The sequence below is a fragment of the Pontibacter mangrovi genome, from assembly GCF_006385705.1.
In the GTDB taxonomy this organism is placed as follows: Bacteria; Bacteroidota; Bacteroidia; order Cytophagales; family Hymenobacteraceae; genus Pontibacter; species Pontibacter mangrovi.
This window is the reverse complement of record NZ_VFRQ01000002.1, coordinates 39,142-63,822: the sequence shown is the minus strand read 5'-3', so window position 1 is coordinate 63,822 and position 24,681 is coordinate 39,142. Positions and strand designations below refer to the sequence as shown.

21 protein-coding genes are annotated in these 24,681 nt (G+C 51.9%); 9 read left to right on the top strand and 12 right to left on the bottom strand.

Annotation, left to right across the window (positions count from 1 at the left end):
* The first annotated feature begins 202 nt into the window (after positions 1 to 202).
* On the top strand, positions 203 to 1,801 hold the full coding sequence (locus FJM65_RS03775; protein ID WP_140619617.1) for an Rne/Rng family ribonuclease: 1,599 nt from the start codon (positions 203 to 205) through the stop codon (positions 1,799 to 1,801).
* A gap of 75 nt (positions 1,802 to 1,876) precedes the next feature.
* Here the strand turns inward: FJM65_RS03775 and FJM65_RS03770 are convergent, their stop codons facing one another.
* A complete protein-coding gene (locus FJM65_RS03770) occupies positions 1,877 to 2,548 on the bottom strand; it encodes a porin family protein (protein ID WP_140619615.1) in 672 nt (223 codons plus the stop codon).
* 74 nt (positions 2,549 to 2,622) lie between these two features.
* Between FJM65_RS03770 and gldB the strand changes: the two genes are divergently transcribed.
* From gldB to FJM65_RS03755, 3 genes are all read left to right on the top strand, one after another.
* Positions 2,623 to 3,627 (top strand): gliding motility lipoprotein GldB, encoded by a 1,005-nt coding sequence (gene gldB, locus FJM65_RS03765; protein ID WP_140619613.1) that lies wholly within the window; start codon positions 2,623 to 2,625, stop codon positions 3,625 to 3,627.
* A gap of 107 nt (positions 3,628 to 3,734) precedes the next feature.
* Positions 3,735 to 4,943, top strand: coding sequence for a glycosyltransferase family 4 protein (locus tag FJM65_RS03760; RefSeq protein WP_140619611.1), 1,209 nt, complete (start codon positions 3,735 to 3,737; stop codon positions 4,941 to 4,943).
* A gap of 175 nt (positions 4,944 to 5,118) precedes the next feature.
* Positions 5,119 to 5,619, top strand: coding sequence for a DUF4890 domain-containing protein (locus FJM65_RS03755; RefSeq protein WP_140619609.1), 501 nt, complete (start codon positions 5,119 to 5,121; stop codon positions 5,617 to 5,619).
* Between the two features lie 68 nt (positions 5,620 to 5,687).
* Here the strand turns inward: FJM65_RS03755 and nth are convergent, their stop codons facing one another.
* The 6 genes from nth to FJM65_RS03720 all read right to left on the bottom strand — a co-directional run bounded on the left by nth (position 5,688) and on the right by FJM65_RS03720 (position 10,270).
* Positions 5,688 to 6,371, bottom strand: coding sequence for an endonuclease III (gene nth, locus FJM65_RS03750; protein ID WP_140619607.1), 684 nt, complete (start codon positions 6,369 to 6,371; stop codon positions 5,688 to 5,690).
* A 225-nt stretch (positions 6,372 to 6,596) separates the two neighbouring features.
* Positions 6,597 to 7,199, bottom strand: coding sequence for an RNA polymerase sigma factor (locus FJM65_RS03740; RefSeq protein ID WP_140619603.1), 603 nt, complete (start codon positions 7,197 to 7,199; stop codon positions 6,597 to 6,599).
* Between the two features lie 513 nt (positions 7,200 to 7,712).
* Positions 7,713 to 8,111, bottom strand: coding sequence for a group III truncated hemoglobin (locus FJM65_RS03735; RefSeq protein ID WP_140619601.1), 399 nt, complete (start codon positions 8,109 to 8,111; stop codon positions 7,713 to 7,715).
* 162 nt (positions 8,112 to 8,273) lie between these two features.
* A complete protein-coding gene (locus FJM65_RS03730; RefSeq protein ID WP_140619599.1) occupies positions 8,274 to 8,612 on the bottom strand; it encodes a hypothetical protein in 339 nt (112 codons plus the stop codon).
* Positions 8,613 to 9,029: 417 nt separating this feature from the next.
* Positions 9,030 to 9,152, bottom strand: a complete 123-nt coding sequence (locus tag FJM65_RS03725; RefSeq protein WP_140619597.1) for a 30S ribosomal protein THX — start codon at positions 9,150 to 9,152, stop codon at positions 9,030 to 9,032.
* Positions 9,153 to 9,232: 80 nt separating this feature from the next.
* Positions 9,233 to 10,270: a T9SS type A sorting domain-containing protein gene (locus tag FJM65_RS03720; protein WP_140619595.1), complete on the bottom strand. Its 1,038-nt coding sequence runs from the start codon at positions 10,268 to 10,270 to the stop codon at positions 9,233 to 9,235.
* Positions 10,271 to 10,664: 394 nt separating this feature from the next.
* Between FJM65_RS03720 and uvrA the strand changes: the two genes are divergently transcribed.
* Positions 10,665 to 13,472 (top strand): excinuclease ABC subunit UvrA, encoded by a 2,808-nt coding sequence (gene uvrA, locus FJM65_RS03715; RefSeq protein ID WP_140619593.1) that lies wholly within the window; start codon positions 10,665 to 10,667, stop codon positions 13,470 to 13,472.
* Between the two features lie 89 nt (positions 13,473 to 13,561).
* Here uvrA and FJM65_RS03710 read toward each other — a convergent pair whose 3' ends face one another.
* Positions 13,562 to 13,918, bottom strand: coding sequence for a SpoIIAA family protein (locus FJM65_RS03710; RefSeq protein ID WP_140619591.1), 357 nt, complete (start codon positions 13,916 to 13,918; stop codon positions 13,562 to 13,564).
* Between the two features lie 56 nt (positions 13,919 to 13,974).
* Positions 13,975 to 14,388 (bottom strand): DUF5329 family protein, encoded by a 414-nt coding sequence (locus FJM65_RS03705; protein ID WP_140619589.1) that lies wholly within the window; start codon positions 14,386 to 14,388, stop codon positions 13,975 to 13,977.
* Positions 14,389 to 14,513: 125 nt separating this feature from the next.
* Between FJM65_RS03705 and FJM65_RS03700 the strand changes: the two genes are divergently transcribed.
* The 3 genes from FJM65_RS03700 (at position 14,514) to FJM65_RS03690 (ending at position 17,731) form a co-directional block, all read left to right on the top strand.
* The gene (locus tag FJM65_RS03700) at positions 14,514 to 16,445 is read left to right on the top strand and encodes a hypothetical protein (protein ID WP_140619587.1); all 1,932 of its coding nucleotides are present in this window, start codon (positions 14,514 to 14,516) and stop codon (positions 16,443 to 16,445) included.
* Between the two features lie 42 nt (positions 16,446 to 16,487).
* On the top strand, positions 16,488 to 16,997 hold the full coding sequence (locus tag FJM65_RS03695) for a DUF421 domain-containing protein (protein ID WP_239022811.1): 510 nt from the start codon (positions 16,488 to 16,490) through the stop codon (positions 16,995 to 16,997).
* An 86-nt stretch (positions 16,998 to 17,083) separates the two neighbouring features.
* Positions 17,084 to 17,731, top strand: coding sequence for a hypothetical protein (locus tag FJM65_RS03690; RefSeq protein ID WP_140619585.1), 648 nt, complete (start codon positions 17,084 to 17,086; stop codon positions 17,729 to 17,731).
* A gap of 86 nt (positions 17,732 to 17,817) precedes the next feature.
* On the opposite strand, the gene trxA is transcribed toward FJM65_RS03690, so the two are convergent.
* The 3 genes from trxA to dnaE form a co-directional block, all read right to left on the bottom strand.
* Entirely contained in the window at positions 17,818 to 18,144 is a 327-nt protein-coding gene (gene trxA, locus FJM65_RS03685) for a thioredoxin (RefSeq protein ID WP_140619583.1), read from the bottom strand.
* A gap of 337 nt (positions 18,145 to 18,481) precedes the next feature.
* A complete protein-coding gene (locus FJM65_RS03680) occupies positions 18,482 to 19,027 on the bottom strand; it encodes an REP-associated tyrosine transposase (RefSeq protein ID WP_140619581.1) in 546 nt (181 codons plus the stop codon).
* 202 nt (positions 19,028 to 19,229) lie between these two features.
* On the bottom strand, positions 19,230 to 22,853 hold the full coding sequence (gene dnaE, locus FJM65_RS03675; RefSeq protein WP_140619579.1) for a DNA polymerase III subunit alpha: 3,624 nt from the start codon (positions 22,851 to 22,853) through the stop codon (positions 19,230 to 19,232).
* 412 nt (positions 22,854 to 23,265) lie between these two features.
* Between dnaE and FJM65_RS03670 the strand changes: the two genes are divergently transcribed.
* Entirely contained in the window at positions 23,266 to 24,585 is a 1,320-nt protein-coding gene (locus FJM65_RS03670) for an MFS transporter (RefSeq protein WP_219855948.1), read from the top strand.
* Positions 24,586 to 24,681: the final 96 nt, after the last annotated feature.

Here is a 24,681-nt window from a genome sequence, read left to right as displayed (position 1 = left end):
TCATCCATAAAACAAAAACTACAAGATTATGCCTTGCGGAAAGAAAAGAAAAAGACATAAGATCGCTACACACAAAAGAAAGAAGCGCCTTAGAAAAAACAGACATAAGAAGAAGTAATTCTTCTGCGTTCACGAGGGCCCACTTTGCATAAGCTAAAGTGGGCTTTGGTCTTATACATCCAACATAACCATTTGAGAGAAATTGAGCAACGAGCTGATCATCAATTCTACTCAGGATGGGGATCGCATTGCGCTTTTACAGGATAAACGCCTGGTTGAATATCACTTCGAGTCGAAGGACACGGACTACATTGTAGGTGATATTTTTCTGGGGACTGTAAAAAAGGTAATGCCTGGACTGAACGCCGCCTTTATTGATATCGGTTACCAGAAGGATGCTTTCCTGCATTACCACGACCTGGGCGCCAACATCAAAACGCTGAACAAGTACGTAAAGGCGGCGCAAACACAGAAGAACGCAACACCCAAGCTAAACCAGGCAAAGTTTGAGCCTGAGATAGACAAACTCGGCAAGATAGCTGACGTGCTCAAGAAAGGGCAGCAGCTGTTGGTGCAGATCGTTAAAGAGCCTATCTCAACCAAAGGCCCACGCTTATCCTGCGAGCTTTCTCTTGCCGGGCGATACCTGGTGCTCGTGCCGTTCTCAAACACGGTAAGCGTATCCAAAAAGATCGTCAGCAAAGAGGAGCGGACCCGACTGAAACGCCTGATCACAAGTATAAAGCCGGAGAACTTCGGCGTGATTATCCGGACAGTGGCAGAAGGCCGCGATGTGGCAGAGCTCGACAGAGACCTGCGCAACATGCTAGCAAATTGGGAAGAGGGCTTTAAAACCCTCAGAATAGCAAAGCCAAACGATAAGATCATTGGCGAGCTCAATCGTTCTTCCTCCATCTTGAGGGATTTACTAAACGAGAGCTTTGACAACATAGTAGTGGATAACACCCAGCTCTATGATGAGATCAAGGCATACGTGCACAGTATAGCGCCTGAAAGGATCAAGATCCTGAAGCACTATACCGGCAAAACCAAGACCTTTGAACACTTCCACATCGAGAAACAGCTAAAGGCTGCTTTCGGAAAAACCGTGACGATACCAGGGGGCGGATACCTGGTGATAGAGCACACCGAGGCGCTGCATGTGATCGACGTGAACAGTGGGAATAAATCCAATACCGAAACCGATCAGGAGGCAACCGCACTGCACGTGAACATGATGGCCGCCAAAGAAGTGGCCCGTCAGCTGCGCCTCCGGGATATAGGTGGTATCATTGTAGTAGACTTCATCGATATGAAGTCGCCGGAAAACCGCCAGAAAGTATACGAGGTGGTGAAGGAGGAAATGAAGAAAGACCGTTCCAAGTCTACCATCCTTCCGATCTCGAAATTCGGCCTGATGCAGATCACGAGACAGCGCGTGAGGCCCGAGCAAAACATTGTTACCGGCGAAGTTTGCCCTACCTGCGGCGGCACCGGTAAAACATCTGCCAGTATTCTGGTAACGGACGAAATTGACGCAGCGGTAGACGACCTGCTGACGAGCCACAACCACAAGAGTCTGGAAGTATACTTACACCCGTTTGTGCACGCCTACTACACCAAGGGGCTATTCTCACGGCAGGTGAAGTGGTTCTTCAAGTACTTTAAGTGGGTAAGCCTGATAAAGGACACTTCCCTCGGCATCATGGAATTTAAAGTGATGGACAGTAGAGGCGAGGAAATAGAATTGCGTTCCGCCTTCAGCGACATGAATGGCGTGCAGGATAAAGAAGAGGAGTAAGCCCGGCTTACTTACACAAAAAAGCCGCTCCGGTAGTTATCGGGGCGGCTTTCTTCATTTTATAAAGTATGGCTTTTAGAACTTCAGGCCGAAGTCCAGCGATACGCCGTTGTTCTTCACAGAGATGTTCTTGTCATCGAACTTCTTTTCATAGTAGTCGTCTATGTCGGTAAGGCCGCGGCGGTAGGTAAGGCCGCCAAAGATTTTGGTGCTCTCTCCCATCTGAAACTCCACGCCGCCGCCAAGTATGGCATCCGCCTCAAAAATATTGAAGCGCTTGATCACCTTCTCGCTGTCGATCACTTTCTTGTCGTTTACCTGCGCGGCCACCTTGGTGTTCAATGAGCCACCCACCTGGAAGTATAAAATCGTGCCGGGGGCCACTTCGTTCGTAAACAGCTTCAGGGTTAGCGGCAACTCTACATACTGCACGCCAATGTCATCTTTCCCGCTGATGCTTTCAGTGGAGCCGTCGCCATTTTCGCGGGTGTAGTTGTAGGTAATCTCTGCCCCCTTGCTACGGTACATCAGGCCGGTGCTGAAGGCGTAGTTCTGAGCAAAGAAATAATCTACCACCACGCCCACGCCCAGGCGCAGCTTGTTGCTTTCTTTCTCGAAGTTATACCTGTCCTCGGCCACAAAGCGGTTGCCCGAAACAGTAGGGGATAATTGCAGGCCAATCTCGACCTGCGCCATAGATGTGAAACTGGCGCACAAAAACAGCAACAAAAGTGTAAATTTCTTCATTAGCTTAGCTTTTATTATACTTTGCGTTACCTATTACGAAGTAACCACTTATTTTTGTACAAAGATACGAAACAATGTATTACAGATTACTTATACTTGCCTTACTTGTATTTACCGTCGGCTGTGGCAAAGAAAGCTGCGAGCTGCCCGAAGAGGTGGCAAAGATTCCGGTGGAGGTGAAGATAGAGCGCCTGGAAAAGCCTTTTTTTGAGATAGAGTCTAAAGCCGATGTGGCTGCCTTTGTAAAATCGCACCCGTACTTTGCAAGGCAGTACCTGCAGCAGAGCGAGTATCCTTCCGATTCGGCGTTTATAAACCCGCTTTACGACCTGGCCACCAATGCCTCCCTCGACTCGCTGGCGCAGCAGGCCATGAGCACCTTCCGCAACATGCAGGAGCAGGAGAAGCAGCTGGAGGGCGCATTTAAAGTGCTGAAGTATAACTACCCGCAGTTTGAGGTACCGCAGGTGAAAACCTTCGTGACCGGCCTGGGCACCCTGGGCAACGACCTGTACGTATCGGACAGCCTGATCGTGTTCGGCATCGACTACTTCATAGGGACGGAGGCAAAGTACCGCCCGCAGGCCTACGACTACATTCTGAAGCGCTACGAGCCGGACAAGATGGTGCCTGCCGCCATGCTGCTGCTCTCCAACCGCTATAACAAAACTAATTTTAAAGACCGCAACCTGCTGTCTGAGATGATTGGGATGGGCAAGGCCTATTATTTTGTGCAGTCGGTGCTGCCATGTGTGCCAGACTCCAAGATCATCTCTTATACAGACAAGGAAATAGCCGATGTAACCCACAACGAAGGCCGCATTTGGGCGCATTTTGTGGAGAAGGAACTGCTGTTTGACAAAACACCGTTTGTGGTGAACAAGTATATCGGCGAGCGCCCGAATACCCCGGAAATAGACGCTACAGCCCCTGGCCGCATCGGTACATGGGTAGGCTGGCAGATCGTGCGCAAGTACATGGAGCGCCACCCGGAGGTAACGCTGCCGGAACTCATGGCCGAGACAGACTACCGAAAAATATTTGACGAGTCGAAGTATAAGCCGGAGAAGAAACGGTAGCTGTAAATCGCTACATGGCTTCATTGTTAAATTGTTGATGTACGTCACGTGCCGATTCCGGTCATGCCTTTCAGCCATTTAGCAATCCAACAATTCAACAATCAAGAATGCACATTGCCCTTTTAAACCAGCATCACCACAACCCGGACTGCCCTGCCACTTGCCGCCATTACTCCTTTATGGAGGAGCTGGCGCAGCGGCACAGGGTTAGCCTGGTAACGGGCGATGGCTGGCGTAAAACCCGCATTACGCATAACTATAGCTGGGTGCCGGAGGGCGTGGAACTGCAAGAGGTTGTGGCGCCATACACAAACAAAATGGGGGTGCGCAAGCGCCTGAAGTCGTTTGCGGGCTTTGCCGGAAGTGCCTTTAAGCGCACCATGCAGCTGGACAAGCCCGATGTGCTGTGGGCTGTGTCTACGCCGCTGAGCACGCCGTGGGTGGCGGCGCAGGTGGCAAAGCTACGCGGTGTGCCGTGGGTATTCGAGGTGCAGGACCTGTGGCCTAGTTTCCCGATACAGATGGGCGCGGTGCAGAACAGCTGGCTGCAGCAGCGCCTCTTCAGCATGGAGCGCCGGCTTTACGAGAGCGCCAGCCACATCATCACCCTCTCTCCGGATATGACGGCGTATGTGGCCGGATTAGGTATTCCGCGGGAGAAGATCACCACCAACTACAACGGCACTGATTTAGACATGGCGGATGCTGTGGGAGAACAGGAGGTAGAAGCCCTGCGGCAAAAGTATAGCCTGCAGGGCAAGCGGGTGGTGCTTTACGCCGGCACCTACGGCCGCGCCAACAGCATGCCCACGCTCATGCAAACCATCCAAAGGATGGCCGCTGATACAAGTATAATGTTTGTGTTTACCGGCAACGGGTACTATGAGCCGCAGCTGAAGGAACTGGCGCAGCGAGCGCCTAATTTGCTCTTGCTGCCGCCGCAGCCTCGCCCTGAGGTGTTTAAGCTATTTAAGCTGGCGGATGTGTCGCTGGTGCCTTTTAATGATCTGCCGGTGCTGGCCAGCAACTCGCCGGCCAAGTTTTACGACAGCCTCGCCTGCGGCACGCCAGCCATCGTTACCAACCCGGGCTGGACCAAAACGTTTGTGGAGCAACACAGGTGCGGCTGGTATACGCCTGCAGAGCAGCCGGAGGCGCTGGCGCAAACGCTTCGGCAGGTGCTGGCACAGCCGCAGCAACTGCAACAAGCCTCCGCTAATGGGGCCGCCATTGCCCGCAAACTCTTCGACCGCAAGCAGCTAGTGCAGCAGGTAGAAGAGGTGCTGCTGCGTGCGGTGCAGTTGCCAGCCTATTAAAAATATTTTTCTGGTTTCATCCTGTTTTACAGGGTTTCCTTATACCTTTCACTGTTGATGATTAGTTGCCGCCGCCGTTGGTGCGTTTTGGCACGCCCTTTGGTAATGAAGAAGTAGCTGCAAAATCCCAACGTAGGTTTGGCAGCATCTATCTAACCGACTTAACCCGAACAAGATGAAAAAGAACCTGTTAGCACTGGCACTAGGCGTGCTGGTTATAGGAAGCACTGTAGCACCCGCAGTAGCACAAGACACTACAAAGCCTCGCCAGGAGGCAAGAATGCACAAACACAAAGGCGAGCGCAAATCTCCGGAAGAAAGAGCAGAGGCCAGAACAGAGCGCCTTACCAAGGAACTGGACCTGAACAAATCGCAGGCGAAAAAGGTAAAGGCGCTGCACCTGAAGGAGGCCAAAGAGCGAGAGGCCAAGCGAGCCAACTTTAAAAGAGGCGACAGAAAAGATGCGGCTAACCGAGAGCAGATGCGTTCCGAAATGATGGCTGCCCACCAGCGCCACAACGAGGAAATGAAAGACATCCTCAACAAAAAGCAGTATGCCAAGTATGAGGAAATGCAGGCCCAGAAGCGCGAGCAGATGAAAGCCAAGCACCACAAAAAAGGTGGCAAAGGCAAGCGCGGCCATCAGGAAAAAGGCAGAATGCAGCAATCCCGCTAAAAAGGTATAAAGTAAAACAGGCAAGCCGGTAAAGCTTGCCTGTTTTACTTTATAGGAAATTCTATTTTCTACACCCCACCCACCTTATTCTCCGGGTCGTCCGGGATGTTGGGGAAGTTTTTCTGGAAGAAGGCGCAGAAGTGGGTGAGGGGGCATTCCTCGCACTTGGGGCGGCGGGCCAGGCAAATGTAGCGGCCATGCAGTATAAGCCAATGATGCGCTTTAGAGATAAGCTCCTGCGGAATATTGGCGACCAGCTGCTTCTCCACCTCCAGGGGTGTTTTGGCGGTTTTAGTTACAAGCCCCAGGCGCTTGCTTACCCGGAACACGTGCGTATCCACGGCCATGGCCGGCTGGTTCCAGATGACCGACACAATGACGTTTGCTGTTTTGCGGCCCACGCCCGGCAGTTTCACAAGTTCCTCCACGGTGCTGGGTACTTCGCTGTTAAACTGCTCTACCAGCATCTTGCCTAATCCAGCCAAGTGCTTGGCCTTGTTGTTCGGATAGGAGATACTTCTGATCAGCGGGAAAATATCCTCAGGCGTGGCAGTAGCCAGTGCCTCTGCCGTGGGGTAAGCCTCAAAAAGAGCGGGCGTTACCATGTTCACGCGCTTGTCGGTGCACTGGGCGCTCAGCACCACAGCCAGGATCAGCTCATAGGGGTTGCTGTAAGCCAGTTCGGTCTCCGGCTCCGGAAAGTGTTGGGTAAAGTACTCAATCAGGAGCTTGTAGCGTTCCTTTTTCTGCATAAAAAAAGCTTGCAATCTGGTTAGGACTGCAAACTTAAGCTTTTTGAGTAATTTAATATGTTTTGTACCGAGCGTTCGCTGGGCGCTTTTGCGGCTCCGTCGAGGAGCTGCTGGAGCAGGAGAAGATCGGAGCAGCCCTCGGCCAGCTCTGTGTCTTGCATTAACGCTGATTCCAGCTGTGCGCAGGCGTCGTCGGCCAACTCATCATATACATACTGAATCAGTTCATTCTGAGTAGAGGTTTGTATCATACGCGATATTATTTTTTAGCATCTTTTTCCTGAGGTTGATCAGCGCATAGCGCATACGGCCCAGGGCAGTGTTGATGCTCACACCGGTAGCGTCGGCTATCTCCTGGAAGCTCATCTCTGCGTAGTGGCGCATCATCAGAACTTCGCGCTGCGACTGTGGCAGCGTCTGGATAAGCTCGCGTAAATGGGCATGCGTGTCCTCTTTAATCTGCTGCGACTCCGCGGAGTCCTCAGAGAAAGACATGTTATTGAACACGTTGCTGCCGTCTTCCAGCGTGATCACCGGGCTTCTCTTCTCTTTACGGAAATGGTCGATTGCCAGGTTGTGGGCAATGCGGCATATCCACGAAGAAAATTTGCCTTCCTCGTTGTAGCGTCCGCCCTTCATGGTATGGATGGCTTTTATAAACGCATCCTGCATGAGGTCCTCGGCCGTGTACGAGTCCTTTACGATCAATAAAATAGTAGTGTAGACTTTGTTTTTGTGCCTGTTTACAAGCTGTTCAAACGCACCTTCATTACCTGCGATGTAGAGTGACACCAATGCAGAGTCGCTCATCTGGGTAGTTGTATTCATCTTAAAGCTACATTAAGTTAACGTAGAGCTTTATATCATATTGTCGCGTTTACTTGTTTTAAACAGTTTTTTTCAGAAATGTAAATCAAATATATAGAACGCCTTTTGGATGTGCAAGCATTAATGCCGGTATTATTCAAAAAAAGAAGTTGGCCTTATACTTGCTGCCGCCAAAAAACGTTGCGCTGCAGAAGCCTAAAATGGTATATACGTAAGTAAAATGAAAGTTATAATGCGATGGGTTTAATTTAGTTTTCCACATATAGCAAAAAGCTATCTTTTATGGTGCAATTGCCTGAAAGTGTGTGGCTTAAAAACAGGTGAAAAATTTGGTGGACGGAGCCGAAAAGTACGTAAAGGCACCTGGGGTGGGCAGACAGCAGTTAGGTGGCAAGCCGGGGGAGGTGGAGCCCAAGAGCAGGCGCTGTGGTTGCAGAAGAATGCTAAAGAACCTAAAAAGGCAGTAGCTCCGCAGCTGCTGCCTTTCCAAGTATAAAGGGTATGGGTGTGTTATCAGGTTTCCTGGTCTAGTATGCTTAGCAGGCCCATGCGCATCTGAAAAATCCGGGCTATACTTTTGGCCTTGTGCTTGGCTTCCTCGGCCTTGGTGCCTTCAAAAAGCTTGTCTATGGTTTGGGTAAACAGCAACACCCACCTCGAGAAATGCTCCTGCTGTATGGGCAGGCGCAGGTGCTTCGGGAAAGGCTGCCCTTTGTAAGCCATGCTGCCAAAGATAAGCGAGCTCCAGAAGTTATACATAATGGGCAGGTGGTGCTGCCAGTTTACCTGTGCAAATCCGTTAAAAATTGGCGAGAGCAGCTCGTCCTCATTCACGCTGTCATAGAACGTGTCCACGAGCAGCTTCACGTCCTCCTCTGTGCTTATATCTCTCTTTGTGGCTGTAATATCCATGACCGGTTCTCTGTAAAATCACAAGTATACGTGCTACAGTGCAGCAAAAAAATGATCTTGGTCATGTATAGCCTATAGCAAGTGGGCAGACATAAAAAATCCTTCGAAAGAGCTGAGGAATCTTACGAAGGATGGTCAGAAAATTAGTACGGTGCCGTTGCGCTACTCCCGGCTATAGCCCTTCAGGCGGTTCAGGATGAGCAGCAGGCGGCGATTAATGTCGCGCTCCTCTACAGGGTTGCATTGCGCTGAGATGTTGCAGGGTTTCTTGAGCTTGGCCTCTACGGCTTTCAGGTGGTCCAGGTAGCACTCCAGCGTGGTGCATGAAACGTTTTTCAGCAGGTCTACTTCAGCCTCGTTTTCTTTTTTAGATTTTAAGTTGATGGCTTTCGCGATCTCTGTGTTTATTAGTTTCGTAACGTCCGCGTCAGTAGTGATTTCCTGCTGGTACACCTTCCGCTCGATGTTCTCCAACAAATTTCTGATGTCCAGTACTTGCATGGAATAGTGTTTATTAGGTTCTAAAATAATTATTAAACGTCTTATAGCCCCAAGGTACGAACCTGCGAGACTTGCGTTGTCTTAGAAAAGTATACTTTACAATTTGTAATGCTTCGCCTACCGCATAACACAGTGGCTATTGTGTTGTTCCTGTGGGCCATCTTTTACGTGCCGGTGGCGGCACCCGGAGAGCAGTGCCCAAATTAAAATAGGTAAATGTTTATACCTTTATCACTAAGCCATAGTTGCAGAAGTAGGAGTATTTTTAGCAAGATCATAACTTATTTAAATAAGAGTGCTTGATTATCAGGCTGAAACATACTTGTTAGGGTGTCAATGGATAAGGGCTAAAACAAGTCGACCAGGCAGCAGGTATGAAACCCTGGCCTGGCCGACGGCAGGAACATAGAGGTTAGGCTAAGAGCCGGATTCCTTTTCAGCAGGCTTCTCTTTTTGCTTATAGCCTTTGTGAGGGCGCCTTTTGCCAAAAGTGCCTTTGGTTATTTTCCCTCTTCTGGTTTTTTTATCGCCTTTTCCCATAGTATAAAAGTTGTTTTAAAATGACTGTACTACAGCGGTGCATGCACTGTGCCTGGCCAGTAGAATGAAGTATAGCGGTCTTATTCCAGCACCAGCCGCTGCTGCGTTACCTCCTGGCCGGCCTCAGCGGAAAGTATAAACACCCCTTGCAGCCCCTCTAACTGCTGCTGGGTTAGCTGTATGGGCGTATCGTCGTTCAGGAAGCTCTGCTCAAAAACTACTCGCCCTGTCAGGTCCCGGAGCTGCACCCGCACCGGTTGGTTGGCCTCTGCAGTAGAAATGTTCAGGGCACAGTCGCCGCTTTGGCAGGGGTTAGGCCATACTTCTACCTGCAAGGTGCCGCTGCGTTCCTGTGCTTTAACGCTTATAATTTTAGAAAACTCGTACTGCCCGTCAAAATCAACCTGGCGCAGCCTATAGTAGCTTAAGCCTGGCAGCGGGTGTTTATCTAAGTAAGTGTAGCGGATGGCGGTTATGGAGTTGCCGTGGCCTTCTACGCGGGCAAGCTGTTCAAACGCAACGCCGTCGGTGCTGCGCTCTACCTCAAAATGGCTGTTGTTCGTCTCACTGGCCGTTTCCCACTCCAGGCTGATGCCGCTTTGGGTTGCCTTGCCCGTAAAGGTTGCCAGTTCTACGGGAAGCGGGGTAATAGGCAGGCATGGGTCATCCGAGTCGAGGCGGGCCTGCATATCCACAATGTCGGTGGGAATAGGGAACTCAAAACCGATGAATGGCAGGCGGAAGTACTGGAAAGAAGCCACCACCACATCAGGGGTTGCCGTGAACAAGGCCCGGTTCACGGTCAGTTCTATAAAGTTGTCATTCTCCTCCAGGTCTTCGCGGGTAACCAGCGTAGGAAGGCCGCCAACGGGGCTCAGGATAAGGCCGTCGATCGTAGAGCACCGGCCGCTCTCGCCAAGAATAGCCGACATGACCACCAGCAGCTCAGTGGAAGTGGGGCTTTCTTCCTGAATAGCCACAAACTCAATAAAGAGGCAGTCATCTTCGTACCGACATACCCCCTCTTCCAGGCCTTGCGCCTGTAAGGCGGAAGGGGTAACTATAAGGAAAGCTAGGAGGGCAAAAAACGGCCCGAGCAGCGTAAAAGTGTTCTTCATGGTGGAGCAGCAAGTGGTTCAGGCACAAAGTGTAGCAGGAGGCATACCGCTTAGGGTAAACGAGGCGTAAAAGTGGAGCTGGCCTGCTGAAGTATTGCAAGAAACCAGTTCCACTAGATGTATTGTTATGTACGGGCCCGGCAAAAGCTGGCAAGCAGAACAGATAGGATTTTAGTGAAGTGGCGGATATTTCCAGTGAAACCAAGCACAATAGATAGAAGCGTTGAAAACTGCGGCAGGCAAAGCGCGGCTTAGGCGTACAGGGCGTTATGGCAGCTCCTGCAACAAAGCCCTTCTAAAAGCGGTTATCTATTCGTAACTTTACAGATTGAAAATTTGCTTAAAACAGCCTCAGAAACGGCAACTTATACTTGCCGCAGGGGCTAACGAATATATGGTAAACATAACCGAAGATAAACTGGACGAGCTGGATGCCCGTCAGAACATTATTATAAAAGGAGCACGGGTGCACAACCTCAAAAACCTGAGTGTGGCCCTGCCCCGCAATAAGTTCATCGTCATCACGGGCCTGTCCGGCTCCGGCAAGTCGTCGCTGGCCTTTGACACCTTGTATGCCGAGGGGCAGCGCATGTATGTGGAGAGCCTGAGCTCCTACGCGCGCCAGTTCCTGGGCCGCATGGATAAGCCGGACGTAGATTATATCCGCGGCATCAGCCCGGCCATCGCCATTGAGCAGAAGGTAAGTATAAAAAACAACCGCTCCACGGTGGGCACCAGCACCGAGATCTACGATTACCTGAAGCTGCTCTACGCCCGCATCGGCAAGACCTACTCACCTATCTCCGGGGAGGTGGTGCAGAAGGATACGGTAACCGATGTGGTGGACTTTATTTTCTCTTTGGAGGATGAGGCCCGTGTGATGATCCTGGCGCCGCTGCACCAGCACAAGGAGCGCACGCTGGCCAAGGAGCTGGACCTGCTGCTGCAGAAAGGCTACTCGCGCATCTACGCCAACGGACAAGTATACTTTATAGAGGAGCTGCTGGAGGAGAAGAAGCCAAAGCTAGGCAAAGAGGTATTTATACTTGTAGACCGGGCCGTGATCTACAAAAGCGACGAAGACCTGCAGTTCCGGATTGCTGACTCGGTGCAGACCGCCTTTTTCGAGGGCCACGGCGAGTGCCGCGTCAAGTATGGAAACGACGAGGAGCGCGTGTTCTCCGATAGGTTTGAGCTGGATGGGATGCTCTTTGAGGAGCCGTCGGTTAACTTCTTCAGCTTCAACAACCCCTACGGCGCCTGCCAAACCTGCGAGGGCTTCGGCAGCGTGCTGGGTATCGACCCGGACCTGGTGATCCCAGATAAGAGCCTGACGGTATACGAAGGAGCCATCGCGCCGTGGCGCACCGATAAGATGAACGAGTGGCTGCAGCCGCTGCTCAAGAACGGCATTCGCTTCGATTTCCCGATACACAGGCCATATAACGAGCTGACGGAGGCAGAGCAGGAGCTGCTCTGGACAGGCAACAAGTACTTCTCCGGCCTCAATGCCTTCTTTAAAGAGATACAGTCGCAGACGCACAAGATACAGTACCGCGTGATGCTCTCGCGCTACCGTGGCCGCACCACCTGCCCCGACTGCAAAGGCTCGCGCCTGCGCAAGGATGCCAGCTACGTGAAAGTAAGCGGCAAGAGTATAACCGACCTCGTGCTGATGCCGATCACGCAGGTGCTGCCGTTTTTCCGGAACCTGCAACTGACGGAGCACGAGCAGAACGTGGCTGAGCGCCTGGTAACGGAGGTGGCGAACCGCCTGGGGTACCTGGAGCGCGTGGGCTTGGGCTACCTCACCCTCAACCGTCTTTCCAACACCCTCTCCGGCGGTGAGAGCCAGCGCATCAACCTGGCCACCTCGCTGGGCAGTGCCTTGGTGGGATCGATGTACATTCTGGATGAGCCAAGTATAGGCCTGCACCCGAAAGACTCGGAGCAGCTGATTGGCGTGTTGCGCTCGCTGCAGCAGCTGGGCAACACGGTGATTGTGGTGGAGCATGAGGAGGAGATGATGCGCGCCGCAGACCAGCTAATCGACATTGGGCCGGAGGCAGGCTCCGGGGGCGGTAACCTGATGTTCCAGGGAACGCTGGATGAGCTGGCGAAGCAGGCGAACACCTATACCGCCAAATACCTGAGCGGCCGAATGGAGGTGCCGGTGCCGACGCAGCGGCGCAAGTGGCGCAATGCCATTGAACTGAACGGGGCGCGGGAGAACAACCTGAAGAACCTGAACGTGAAGGTTCCGCTGGGCGTGATGACGGTGGTGACGGGCGTGAGCGGCTCGGGTAAATCAACCCTGATCAAGAAGATACTGGCGCCGGCCATGCAGAAGCTGCACGGCTCTACCGCTGAGGCAACCGGTAAGTTCGACAAGTTGGCCGGTGACTATGGCAAGATTGAGCACGTGGAGTTTGTGGATCAGAACCCGATCGGTAAATCCTCGCGCTCTAACCCAGTAACGTACGTGAAGGCTTATGATGCCATCCGTACCTTGTATGCTGACCAGCCGCTGGCGAAATCGCGCGGATTCAAGCCGTCGCACTTCTCTTTCAACATCGAGGGCGGCCGCTGCGAAGTATGCCAGGGCGAGGGACAGGTGAAGATTGAGATGCAGTTTATGGCCGATATTTACCTGACTTGCGAGAGCTGCCACGGGCAACGCTTCAAACAGGACGTGCTCGACATCAAGTATAAAGACAAGAGCATCTCGGATGTGCTGGACATGACCATCGCCGACAGCATCGATTTCTTTGCCGACCAGCCGAAGATCATTGAGAAGCTGAGGCCGCTGAATGATGTGGGCCTTGGGTATATCCGGCTGGGGCAGTCGAGTAATACGCTTTCGGGTGGTGAGGCGCAGCGCGTGAAGCTGGCGTCGTTCCTGACCAAAGGTGCGCAGCCGCATCAGGAGAACCTCCTCTTCATCTTCGACGAGCCCAGCACTGGCCTGCACTTCCACGACATCAGCAAACTACTCACCTCTATCAATGCCCTGATCGAGAACGGCAACACCGTCGTCATCATCGAGCACAACATGGACATCATCAAATCCGCCGACTGGATCATAGACCTTGGCCCGGAAGGAGGTTTGAACGGTGGGCACCTGTTGTTTGAGGGTACGCCGGAGGAGATGGCGAAACTGGAGGATAACCACACCGCCAGGTTCCTGAAGGATAAGCTGTAAGCGAAGTACAAAAGTATAAAGTATAAAAAGCCGCTGCATTCACACTTGCAGCGGCTTTTTATACTTTATACCTAAAAGCGGCGGTTCGTTTATTCGTTAATCCAGGCCCAGGCCTGCGGCTGTTGGCTAAAGTCAAAATATTTCACTTCGGCGCTGGTAAAGGGTTTAGCCATTACCGTTAGCCAGTCTACCCACTTCTTGTCGCCCACAAGCGCCACCTTGCTGAAGTCGGTGGCGTGTTTTACGTCAAACTTTATGTCTTCCCACAGCGCTTTCAGCGAGTAGTCTTCCACGTCCTGTACCTCGGCGTACACGCGTATTTTGCCGTGCTGTTTGATGCGCTCCTGCAGCAGGGGGAGCATTACGTCATAGTCGTTCCGGTCCACGCTGCCGGAGATCCGAAGCGCCACCAGGCTATCTTTCGACTGTTCGAGTAGCTGTAACATAGGCATAGGATTATATTCAGGTTAGCTATACGTGCTTGGGGCACATACGTTAGGCTTTATTGCTGCTCCAACTCCTGCAGCTCCGCCAGCAGTACTTCCTGTGTGGTTTTAACAGTGCCGTCGGCAAAGCGGATCTGATACGGCTCGCCCGTTAAGCCCGAGTGGGAGGCCAGTTCCTTTATAAACCCTTGCGCTGTCTTTACCTCATCCCGGTGCTTCTCCCACTTAGACTCCAGGTGCTCTGCAGCTTCGCGGCAAGTATGGTCGCTGCCGTTGCGGATAAACGTGGCGCCGTCCATTTTAGCCACCAGCTGTATCAGGCGCTCTACTTTCTGCTCTTCTGATAATTTAGGAGTGCTCATGGTTGTGTTAGCCACAGCGTTTGCTTGTGCCATGGCCCCCTCTGCCGAAACAAGGCCGGCGCAAAGTGTAAAACCCATCAGCACGTATGCCTTCATCTTTGATTTCATACTAATTTTATGATTATAGCGTTATTATTAGCATCTTTAATGCACTTATACACCACCTTAAACGTTTAGTGGTTTCAGTTTGTGCGGCGGCTTTTTTGCTCCACCGCCCAAGACACGACGAGTTTATGAGAAAAATACTTTTAGCCCTACTAGCCCTTCTTGTTTGCCAGCAGGCAGTTTTTGCTCAACGCACCATCGAGACCCGCCTTGGGTATAGTTACAACGATGATTTCGAGTTTTCGGATGAATGGCAGTACCTTTCTACGGATATTTACCTTTTTAACGGCAATAAATTTACGCGCGTACTGAACGAGCTGGAGACAGGCAGGCGCAAGCCTAAGAAGAAGTATGGCAACGTGCTGGAGTACCTCATGATTACGGCGCAGCTGAAAAACATGAAGGTTTTCGGCAACGACGACATTGTATACCCGCTCTATAATTTTGCAGTGGAGCAGGACCGGAACGACTACAAAACCCAGGTAAGCGACCACCAGGAGGTAGTACGCATTATCGATAAAATGCCCCTTGGCTCTGCCAACAACAACATTGATGCGGTAATCAATGCCAAGGCCATTACCAACGGCCAAAGCGATCAGGTATTTAACCTAGTGGCAAACCAGCTGATGGCCATCTCCAAGCTTACCACGCCTTCGGGGGCTGTGCTGTCGTTGGTGGGGGAGTTCGGAAACCTGCTCAACGCCAGGGCCAGCCGCAAGGAGTATAAGTTCAGCTCCACCATCCGCCTCTACGAGGGCCAGGACTTTGACACGCGCCTGCACTCGGTGCGCATTTATGTATTTGTGCCGAACGATGTGAAGAAGGTGGACATAAAAACAGTAAAGCTTGCGGACTACCTGCAGAAGAACCCGAACAAGCTGGACCGCCGCCAGCTAGAGGAAATGACCGGCTACAAAGACTATCCTTACATGGTGGTGGCCAACTATAAGTCGCTGTACAAGATGGATGTGCTGACAGGCGACGAAATAACCCTGGACCTGATCGAGAAGCGGAAACAGAAGATACAGGCAGCCTATGAGCAGCAGCTGATAAACGACGAGACTTACCGGCAGGAGAAGCTCTTTATAGAGTATCTACGCTCTTTTGCCGATATGAAACAAAACCTGAACACCTACCGGCTGAACTACCGCAACAACAGCGCCGATATAAACGCCAAGAACCTGTTCGGGATTGTGCAGGAGTATAAGCGCCTGAAAGGCATTTTTGATGCCCGCCAAAAAGAGTTCGCCAAGAACAGCACCTACCAGAACATCTTCCGGAAAGAGTATGAGAACATACTTACCAACGCCGACTTATACCTAGAGGGAGACCATAACCTGAAAAACGGGAAAATGCTGGTGAACACGCTGCGCGAGCTGGAGAACGATCCGAAGTCCTGGAACACGCCGGAGAAACGCGAGGCTGCCCTGGCCAGGCTGCATGCCATCGAGTTGCCAAAGCCGGAAGTGCTAACCGCCTCGGTGGAGGGGGAAGCCATTGTGCGCCTTACCCAGAAGCTGGAAGAGCAGCAGTATGCCGAGGTGTTTCAGAAAGACGTGCAGCGCCTGGGCAGTACCGAGGCCAACGACGAAACCATGCCGCAGCGCAACGCCCTGCTGGAGAAAGCCAGTGCCAGCAAGTGCCAGGCCTGCCGCGAAAAGGTGCGCGAAGTGATTACCGACTACAACAAGCGCTACGACAGCTTTAAGCTAAAGCAGGCCCTGAAGAAAAAAGAAGAGCTCAACCAACATGCAGAGGCCACGGTGTTTAAGTTCCTCAAGCGCCAGCTGTGCATCGAGAACAACCTGCAAACGGCCTCGGCTACTACAGACGACGCGCTGGACCAGTACATCAGCCGTATGCACGAGAAAAACGCCGAGCTAGGCAAATCCATACAGATGCTGGACGCGATGAACAAAGTGGAGCTGAGCGAGGAGCGCCTGGACAAGGTGCTGGAGTATAATGCCCGCCTGCAGCACCAGGTGCAGGAGGTGGAGAAGAACTTCGAGGTGCTGTATACGCTGGATAAAGGCCTTTGCAGCTGCGACGAGGCCGGTTAGCAGCAGGTATAACCCTCCTCCGGTGGCCTGCGTTTTCAGAGCATGGGCGAGTATTTTGAGTTCATCTTCGGCATCCACGACAACACCCTTACCTGGTGGCAAATGTCTGCCAGGGCAGTGGGCGTTTTTTTCGCCGCCCTGTTCATCATTCGCATAGGCAACCACCGCATCTTCGGTAAAAACTCCGCCTTCGACATTGTGCTGGGCATTATCTATGGCTCCATTCTAAGCCGTGCCATTACCGGCAACGCCCCCTTCTGGCCCACCATAGCCGCCGCCTTTGTGCTAGTGATGCTGCATAAGCTGCTGGCCTCTTTCGCTTTTCATACTGATTTCGGGCTGGGTACTTTTATTAAAGGCAGATCCAAGGCACTTGTTAAAGACGGCGAGCTACAGAAGCAGGCCATGGAGGAAAGCAGCGTAACCCAAAACGACCTGAGAGAGGCTATCCGTAGCGCTGGCAGCCATGTTGGCACAGACCGCATCAAACATGCCTACTTGGAGCGCAGCGGCAAGATCAGCGTCATCCTTAAAAAGGACGATGAAGCGTAAACAGTAATCTGCTTTAGGTTGTTACTAAAGGTAGTGGGTTTGGGAAATATCCCTTTTCTTTGTACTTAGTTAATCCCTGCAAGCGTATGACACAAAGGGCAACATGGCTGGTACTGTTACTGCTGATAAGTATGGGCAGCTATGCGCAGGACGTGAAGCTGAAGGAGGTGGTGGTGCGGCCGAACCTGCGGAAGGAAGTGCTGGGCACAAAGCAAAAAAGAGCCGACTATGGCCACGGCGGCAGCAAGGATTACCCGCTTTACCAGACAGCCTACCATATTCCCGCCAACGGAAGAGAGGGCTTTATAGATAAAATAGGCGTTTACATCTACCACAAGCGTGCGGCGCCGGACCTATTCAGGAGACCCAATAAATTACAGGTATACCTTTACAGCGTAGACTCAGCCGGTTTGCCCGGCGTGCCGCTTCTGCCATCACCGCTGGAGTTTCGACCTAAGAATAATACTTACTGGCATTGGCTGGATATTTCAGCATATAACCTGGTGCTGCCTGAGCAAGGTGTTTTTGCGGCCGTGAGCTGGCCGCAATCTACCAGGCAAGACAGCGGGCCCTTTGTCGGAATGACGAATGAGTGCGACACCTGCCCGTTTTATGTATACCGTTTTATGACGGAAGACCCGGTTTGGATACAGCTTTACCCGCGAAAGGTAAAAGGCGAAAGCGAAGCGTTTTATCAGAACCTGATGGTGCGCCTAGAAGTATCGGTGAAGTAAGTTGCTGTTATTGTTGATATACAAAACGAAAAGCGGCTCCCTCTGCAGAAGGAGCCGCTTTTATACATTTATAGTTGCAGTATTGCTTAAGCCATCTGAGCTTCCAGCTTCTGAGACAGCACGTTTTTAGGCACTGCGCCTACCTGCTTGTCTACCACCTCGCCGTTTTTGAATACCAGCAGAGTTGGGATGCTGCGGATACCGAATTTAGCTGAGGTTTGTGGGTTAGCATCCACGTCTACTTTACCAATCACAGCTTTGCCTTCATACTCGCCGGCAAGCTCTTCTACAATCGGGCCTACCATGCGGCATGGACCGCACCACTCTGCCCAAAAGTCTACCAGTACTGGTTTATCAGAATTGATGATTTCATCAAAATTAGCGTCTGTGATTTCTATTGCTTTGTTAGCCATAAGATTATCGGTTTGTTGTGTTTATTTCAATGGTTAAATATAATAACAATAACAGGTCTGGCAAATTCGGCACCAAACTTCTGCAGCCTGCCAAGCTGTCGGGTTTAACACTAGCAACAACAGGAAACCCCTGCTTTTGTTATACTTACGACAGATACCCGCGTTAGATACTATACGTTTGTATAAACAAATGTTGTAAATAAAAGTTTCAGATGCAAATGTGGGCTAAGAAATGTAGGAGGAAATAGGTGTAAGCGGAGATACTGTAATGGAAGATGCTGAGGAGAAGGCAAGAAGAGGTATGGCAGTAAGAGCTAAGAAGGGCAGGAAAATCGAATCACTCTAACAGCTCCACCTGCAGCAGTCCGCAGTTTCCGGCGTAGTTGTTGGCCGAGCTGTAACGGTAATGCTCCGGCTCGTTCACCCACTCCGCCCGCACCGGGTTTTGATGTAGGTAATTTAGCTTTTGGTCTATAAAAGTGTTGCTGATGAGCTCTTTTGCCTCATTGCCATCCTGCCATACTTTGTAATGGCGTACTTTTGGGTTGAGCTTAGCATTAAACTCAAAGCGGTGCAATAGCCATTGCCTGCGGCTCTCCGGCTCATCCTGTATGGTAGCAACTATTTTGCGGCTGGTAAACTGCTTAAAGTCCCGCAGGATGTCAGAGAGATTTTTGTCCTCTACCGTTGATGCGATCAGGTGCAAATGGTTACTCATCAATATCCATGCATGAAGTCGCAGGCCTTTCTTCTCCTGGCAGAATTTAAGGGCATCCACAAGGATATGTTTGTAGACTGGACGAGTAAAGATATCAACCCAATCCACTACTGTCATTGTGAGAAAGTATAAACCGCCGGGTATGAGTCTGTTTTTGAGGCTCATAGCAGCTTTATACCTCAACAATTAATTTGCTCTTTCGGATCTGCTCTTTCGGACTAGGAAGTCCGAAAGAGCAGATCCGAAAGAGCAGAGTAAGTAAAGGCAAAACGAAAACGAGATATGCCACCACAGCAGCATACCTCGTCCTATACTTTAACAGATGAGCAGATGCATTTCCACATCTCCTCACCTCCAAATCTTCAAATTAAATCAGCTTACACTCACCCAATCCCATATCCTTAATCGAAGTCAGGAACAGCTTCGGGTCGATTCTATACTTGCGGGAGTAAGTTGGCAAGGCCAGTTTCTCCTCCGGCACGTGCAGCGTGATCTCCAGGCGTTTCTGGCCGGCGCTGGCTACAATAGCGCCTTCCAAGGCCTCAGCCAGGTTTGGCGTGAAGTGCTGCAGGTTGATGTTGAGTTGCACGCCCTGCGCCATTTTGTCCAGCACATCGCCGAGCAGCTGGATGTTCTGCGGTTTCAGTTCCCATTGGTCTTCCGATTTGTAGCGCAGCTGCACTTTGCCCCGGATGAACAGATACAAGCCCATCTTCAGGTAAGGCGAGAACTTCACGTAATCCTCCCCGAACAGCGCCATCTGCATAGATGTGTCGTAGTCTTCAATCGTGAATAGGGCAAACGGGTTACCGTTCTTGGCCGTGCGTATCACCACATCGGTCACGATACCCGCCACGTTCACATCACGGTTTTTATACTCTTCGATATTGGAAAGTCCGCAGGTGCAATAAGAATCTATCTCCAGCTTAAACTGATCCAGCGGGTGACCCGACATGTAGAAACCTACTACCTCCTTCTCACGGCGAAGCATCTCGGCCTGCGTCCATACCGGCACTTCCGGAATCTTTGGCAATGGAGCGGCCACCGCGGCACTACCGCCAAACAGCGACTGCTGTGCCGCCTGCTGCTCTGCCTGATAGCTGTTGCCATAGCGCACGGCCTTCTCCAGCACACTCATACTTTCGCCTTCCGGAATCTCGATCAACTGGGCACGGTGGTACAGCTCCCATGAGTCGAAGCAGCCGGCCAAAGCCATACTTTCGAAGGTCTTCTTGTTCACGGCACGCAGGTTAATGCGCTTGGCAAAGTCAAAGATATCCTGGTACAGCCCGTTCTTTTCTCTTTCGGAGATGATTGCCTCCACAGCAGCTTCACCGGTACCTTTTATCGCACCCAAACCGAAACGGATCTGCCCCTGGTCGTTCACGTTGAACTTGAGCAAGGATTCGTTCACGTCCGGCCCAAGTACTTCCACGCCTTGCTTGCGGGCCTCCTCAATAAAGAACGTCACCTTTTTGATGTCGTTCATGTTGTTAGTAAGCACCGCGGCCATGTACTCGGCAGGGTAGTGCGCCTTCAGGTAACCTGTTTGGTAGGCCACCACCGAATAAGCAGCGGAGTGGGAGCGGTTGAAGCCGTACTGGGCGAACTTCTCCATCACGTCGAACACCTCAGAGGCCTTCTTTGCAGGAATTTTATGAATCTCGGCGGCTCCGGCAATGAATTTCTCACGCTCCTCGGCCATCTTTTTCATGTCCTTCTTACCCATGGCGCGGCGCAGCAAGTCGGCACCACCCAGCGAGTAACCTGCCAGTATCTGGGCCGTCTGCATGATCTGCTCCTGGTACACCATGATGCCGTAAGAGTAGTTCAGGATCGGCTCCAGCAGCTCGTGCGGATATTCCACTTCCTCTTTCCCATGCTTCCGGTTAATGAAGTTCGGGATGAACTGCATCGGGCCCGGACGGTAAAGGGCGTTCATGGCGATCAGGTCTTCAATGTTGGTCGGCTGCAGGTCCTTGAGGTACATGCGCATACCCTCCGACTCAAACTGGAACGTTCCGATGGTGTCGCCGCGCTGGTAAAGCTGGTAGGTCTTCTCGTCGTCTATCGGAATGTTATCGATATCAATCTCAACGCCGTGGTTCTTTTTGATCAGTTCCATGGCGTCTTTGATGATGGTGAGAGTCTTCAGGCCCAGGAAGTCCATCTTCAGCATGCCCGCACTCTCGATCACCTTACCGTCAAACTGCGTTACCAGCAGGTCGGCGTCTTTAGAGGTTGATACCGGGATATAGTTGGTTATATCGTCCGGTGCGATGATGACACCCGCCGCGTGGATGCCGGTATTTCGCACCGAGCCCTCCAGCTTTTCTGCCAGCTTCAGTACGGCGGCACGATGGTCATCGCCCTCGCGGATGGCGGCCAGGTCCAGGTTTTCCATGAATGCCTTGGCCAAGGTTGTGCCCGGGGTATCCGGTACCATCTTCGCCAGTTCGTTGGCCTCGGCCAAAGGCAAGGAAGTCGAACGCGCCACGTCCTTGATAGACGATTTGGCAGCCATGGTACCGAAGGTGATGATCTGGGCCACCTGCGTTTTCCCGTACTTGTCCACCACGTAGTCGATCACGCGCTGGCGGTTTACGTCGTCAAAGTCAATATCAATATCGGGCATGGATACACGCTCCGGGTTCAGGAATCGCTCGAACAGCAGGTTATACTTGATCGGGTCGATGTTAGTGATTCCAATGCAGTAGGCCACCGCAGAACCAGCTGCCGAACCACGGCCCGGCCCCACAAACACACCCATGTCGCGGCCGCGGTTAATAAAGTCCTGCACGATCAAAAAATAACCGGCAAAGCCCATGGTCTCCACGATGCGCAGCTCATAGTCCAGGCGTTCCTCTATCTCCGGCGTAATCTCAGTATAGCGTTTCCTGGCTCCCTCATACGTGAGGTGGCGCAGGTAAGCATCCGGGCCGGCGTGCTCCGGCGGAATCGGGAAGTTAGGCAGCAGGATATCGCGCTTCAGCTTCGGCGGCGTGATCTTGTCTACAATTTCGTTCGTGTGGTCCACCGACTCCGGCACATCCTTGAACAGCTCGTTCATCTCGGCCTGCGTCTTAAAGTAGAACTGGTCGTTTGGGAAACCAAAACGCGTTTTCGGGCCCGCCTCGTCGATACGATTCAGCATCTGACGCACGCCTGATTGGTGGCCATACTTCTGACGCACGTTCTCTACGGTGTCGTAAATCACCTTCTGGTCATCTGACAGGAAGCGGTAATATTTTGTCGTAAAGTCACCAACCGGGGTAGATTGGTCCTCGCCGGTGTTTACGCAGAGCAATATGTCGTGGGCGTTCCAGTCATCCTGGTCTACGTAGTGGGAGTCGTTGGTGCAGATAACCTTTACGTTATACTTTGCTGCAAACTTCAGCAGTACCTGGTTCACGTCCTCCTGGCTCTTGCCGGTGCCGTCGATGTTCATCAGGCCGTGGCGCTGCAGCTCCACATAGTAGTCCTCGCCGAACACATCGAGCCACCACTTAAAGATCTCCTCAGCCTCTTCCTCGCTCTTCCAAAGTATGGCCTGCGGTACCTCGGCACCAATACAGCAGCTGGTGGCAATCAGGCCTTTACTATACTTCAGCAGCAGCTCCTTATCAATGCGCGGCCACTTGCTGTACATGCCCTCGATGTAGGACATGGAGCAAAGCTTGGCCAGGTTCTGATAGCCTTCCTGGTCTTTGGCCAGCAGCAGCTGGTGGTGACGCACATCCTTTACCTCCTTGCTGAAGGTTTTCTGATGGCGGTCCGTTACCAGGTAAAACTCGCAGCCCACGATCGGCTTCACGTTATACTTGTTGGCCTCGTTCACGAAATTGAAGGCGGCAAACATGTTTCCGTGGTCGGTCATGGCAACGGCGGGCATACCATCGGCCTGCGCTTTTTTCATGAGCGCGCTGATGCTGGCCTGGCCGTCGAGCAGCGAGTACTGTGTATGGGTGTGTAAATGCGAAAAAACAGGCAAATCTCTATGTATTAGAAATTGAAAATTATGAATTAAAAATGACTCTTAACCTGGAAATCAGCTCCAGGTGCTACTTTACCAATTTGACTTTTATAAACTTCCTAGCCTTTTGAAATTATTGAAAAGCATACTTACTTTCCACCTTAAAACACTAATCTATACTTTATAATTGGTGCAGCCCAAGTCATTTTCGGGATGTTAAAATTACAGAAAAACGGGCCAGCTCCCAAACCAAAAGCGGCCTCAGCTGTAACAAAAATAACACGGAATTAGTCCCCCGCTGCACCAAAGATTGGCAGCATGAAAGCGCTTTTGGACGGCGGGAGATCCCGTATCTAAAAATAACTCTTAAACTTGAAGCACACGTACGTATAAGCCTGTGCTGCGCAAAATGCAGCGGCAAGTATAAACTATGGCAGCAGTAGAGAAATTGAGTGGCATGTTTCGGGCGCTGAGCTCGCGTAACTATAGGTTGTTTTTTATAGGGCAGGGGATTTCGCTGATCGGCACCTGGATGCAGCAGATCGCCCTGAGCTGGCTGGTGTACCGCCTCACCGACTCTGTGTTCCTGCTGGGTGCCGTTACCTTCTCCAGCCAGATTCCTTCGTTTATACTTGGGCCGTTTGCCGGGGTACTGGCCGATAAGTTTAACCGCCACAAGGTGCTGATCGTCACGCAGACGCTCTCGATGGTGCAGGCTTCCACGCTGGCTGTGCTGGTGCTCACCGAAACCATAGAAATCTGGCATGTGCTGTCTTTGAGCGCTTTTCTGGGCGTCATCAACGGGTTTGATATTTCTACGCGGCAGGCCTTTGTGGTGGAGATGGTGGAAAAGCGGGAGAACCTGAGCAACGCCATCGCCCTGAATTCCTCTATGTTTAACATGGCGCGCCTGGTGGGCCCAACCATCGCCGGCCTCCTGATCGCAGCAGTGGGGGAGGGCATGTGCATTTTGATCAATGCCGTCAGCTATATTGCCGTTATTGGGTCGTTGCTGCTGATGCGGCTGAAGCCTTTTGAGCGGGTGCAGCAGGAGCGCAAAGTATGGCAGTCGTTGCAGGAAGGGTTTCAGTACGCATTTGGCTTTCCGCCCATCCGGGCCCTGATCATGATCGTGGCGCTGCTAAGCCTGTTCGGGATGCCGTTTACGGTGCTGCTGCCGGTTTTTGCCCGCGATATATTGCATGGTGGGGCCAATACGCTCGGCTACCTGATGGGGGCGTCGGGCTTGGGCGCCTTAAGCGGCGCATTGTTTCTGGCGCAACGCAAGTCGGTGCTTGGCCTGGGCAGGATAATCATTTTCACGATGTCGCTGTTCGGTCTGGCCCTGATCGCCTTTTCTTTTTCTGAGGTGTTGACACTCTCGCTGTTGCTGATGCTGTTTACCGGTTTTGGGATGATCGTGACCATGGCCTCGTGCAACACGCTGCTGCAAACGCTGGTGGAGGATGACAAACGCGGGCGGGTAATGAGCTTTTACTCTACGGCTTTTATGGGCATGGCCCCGGTGGGCAGTATGCTGGCAGGCTCCGTGGCAGAGCAGGTGGGGGTAGGGTATACCTTGGCAGGGTGCGGGTTCCTGTGTTGCCTGAGCATTATTCCCTTTGCCGTAAACTTGCCAAAGCTGCGGCGTATGGTGCAGCCCATTTACGAGCGCATGGGCATTGTGCCCGAAATTGCCACCGGCCTGCAGGCGGCCTCCGGTCTCACCACCGCCCAGGAAGAGCAGTAGGTGTGTATTGGCGCATAAAGTATAAAAGCCGGCTTTATGTGCGGCTTTTATACTTTATGCGTCTATGGCTGTCCGGTCAGTAGTTGCGGCTCCCTT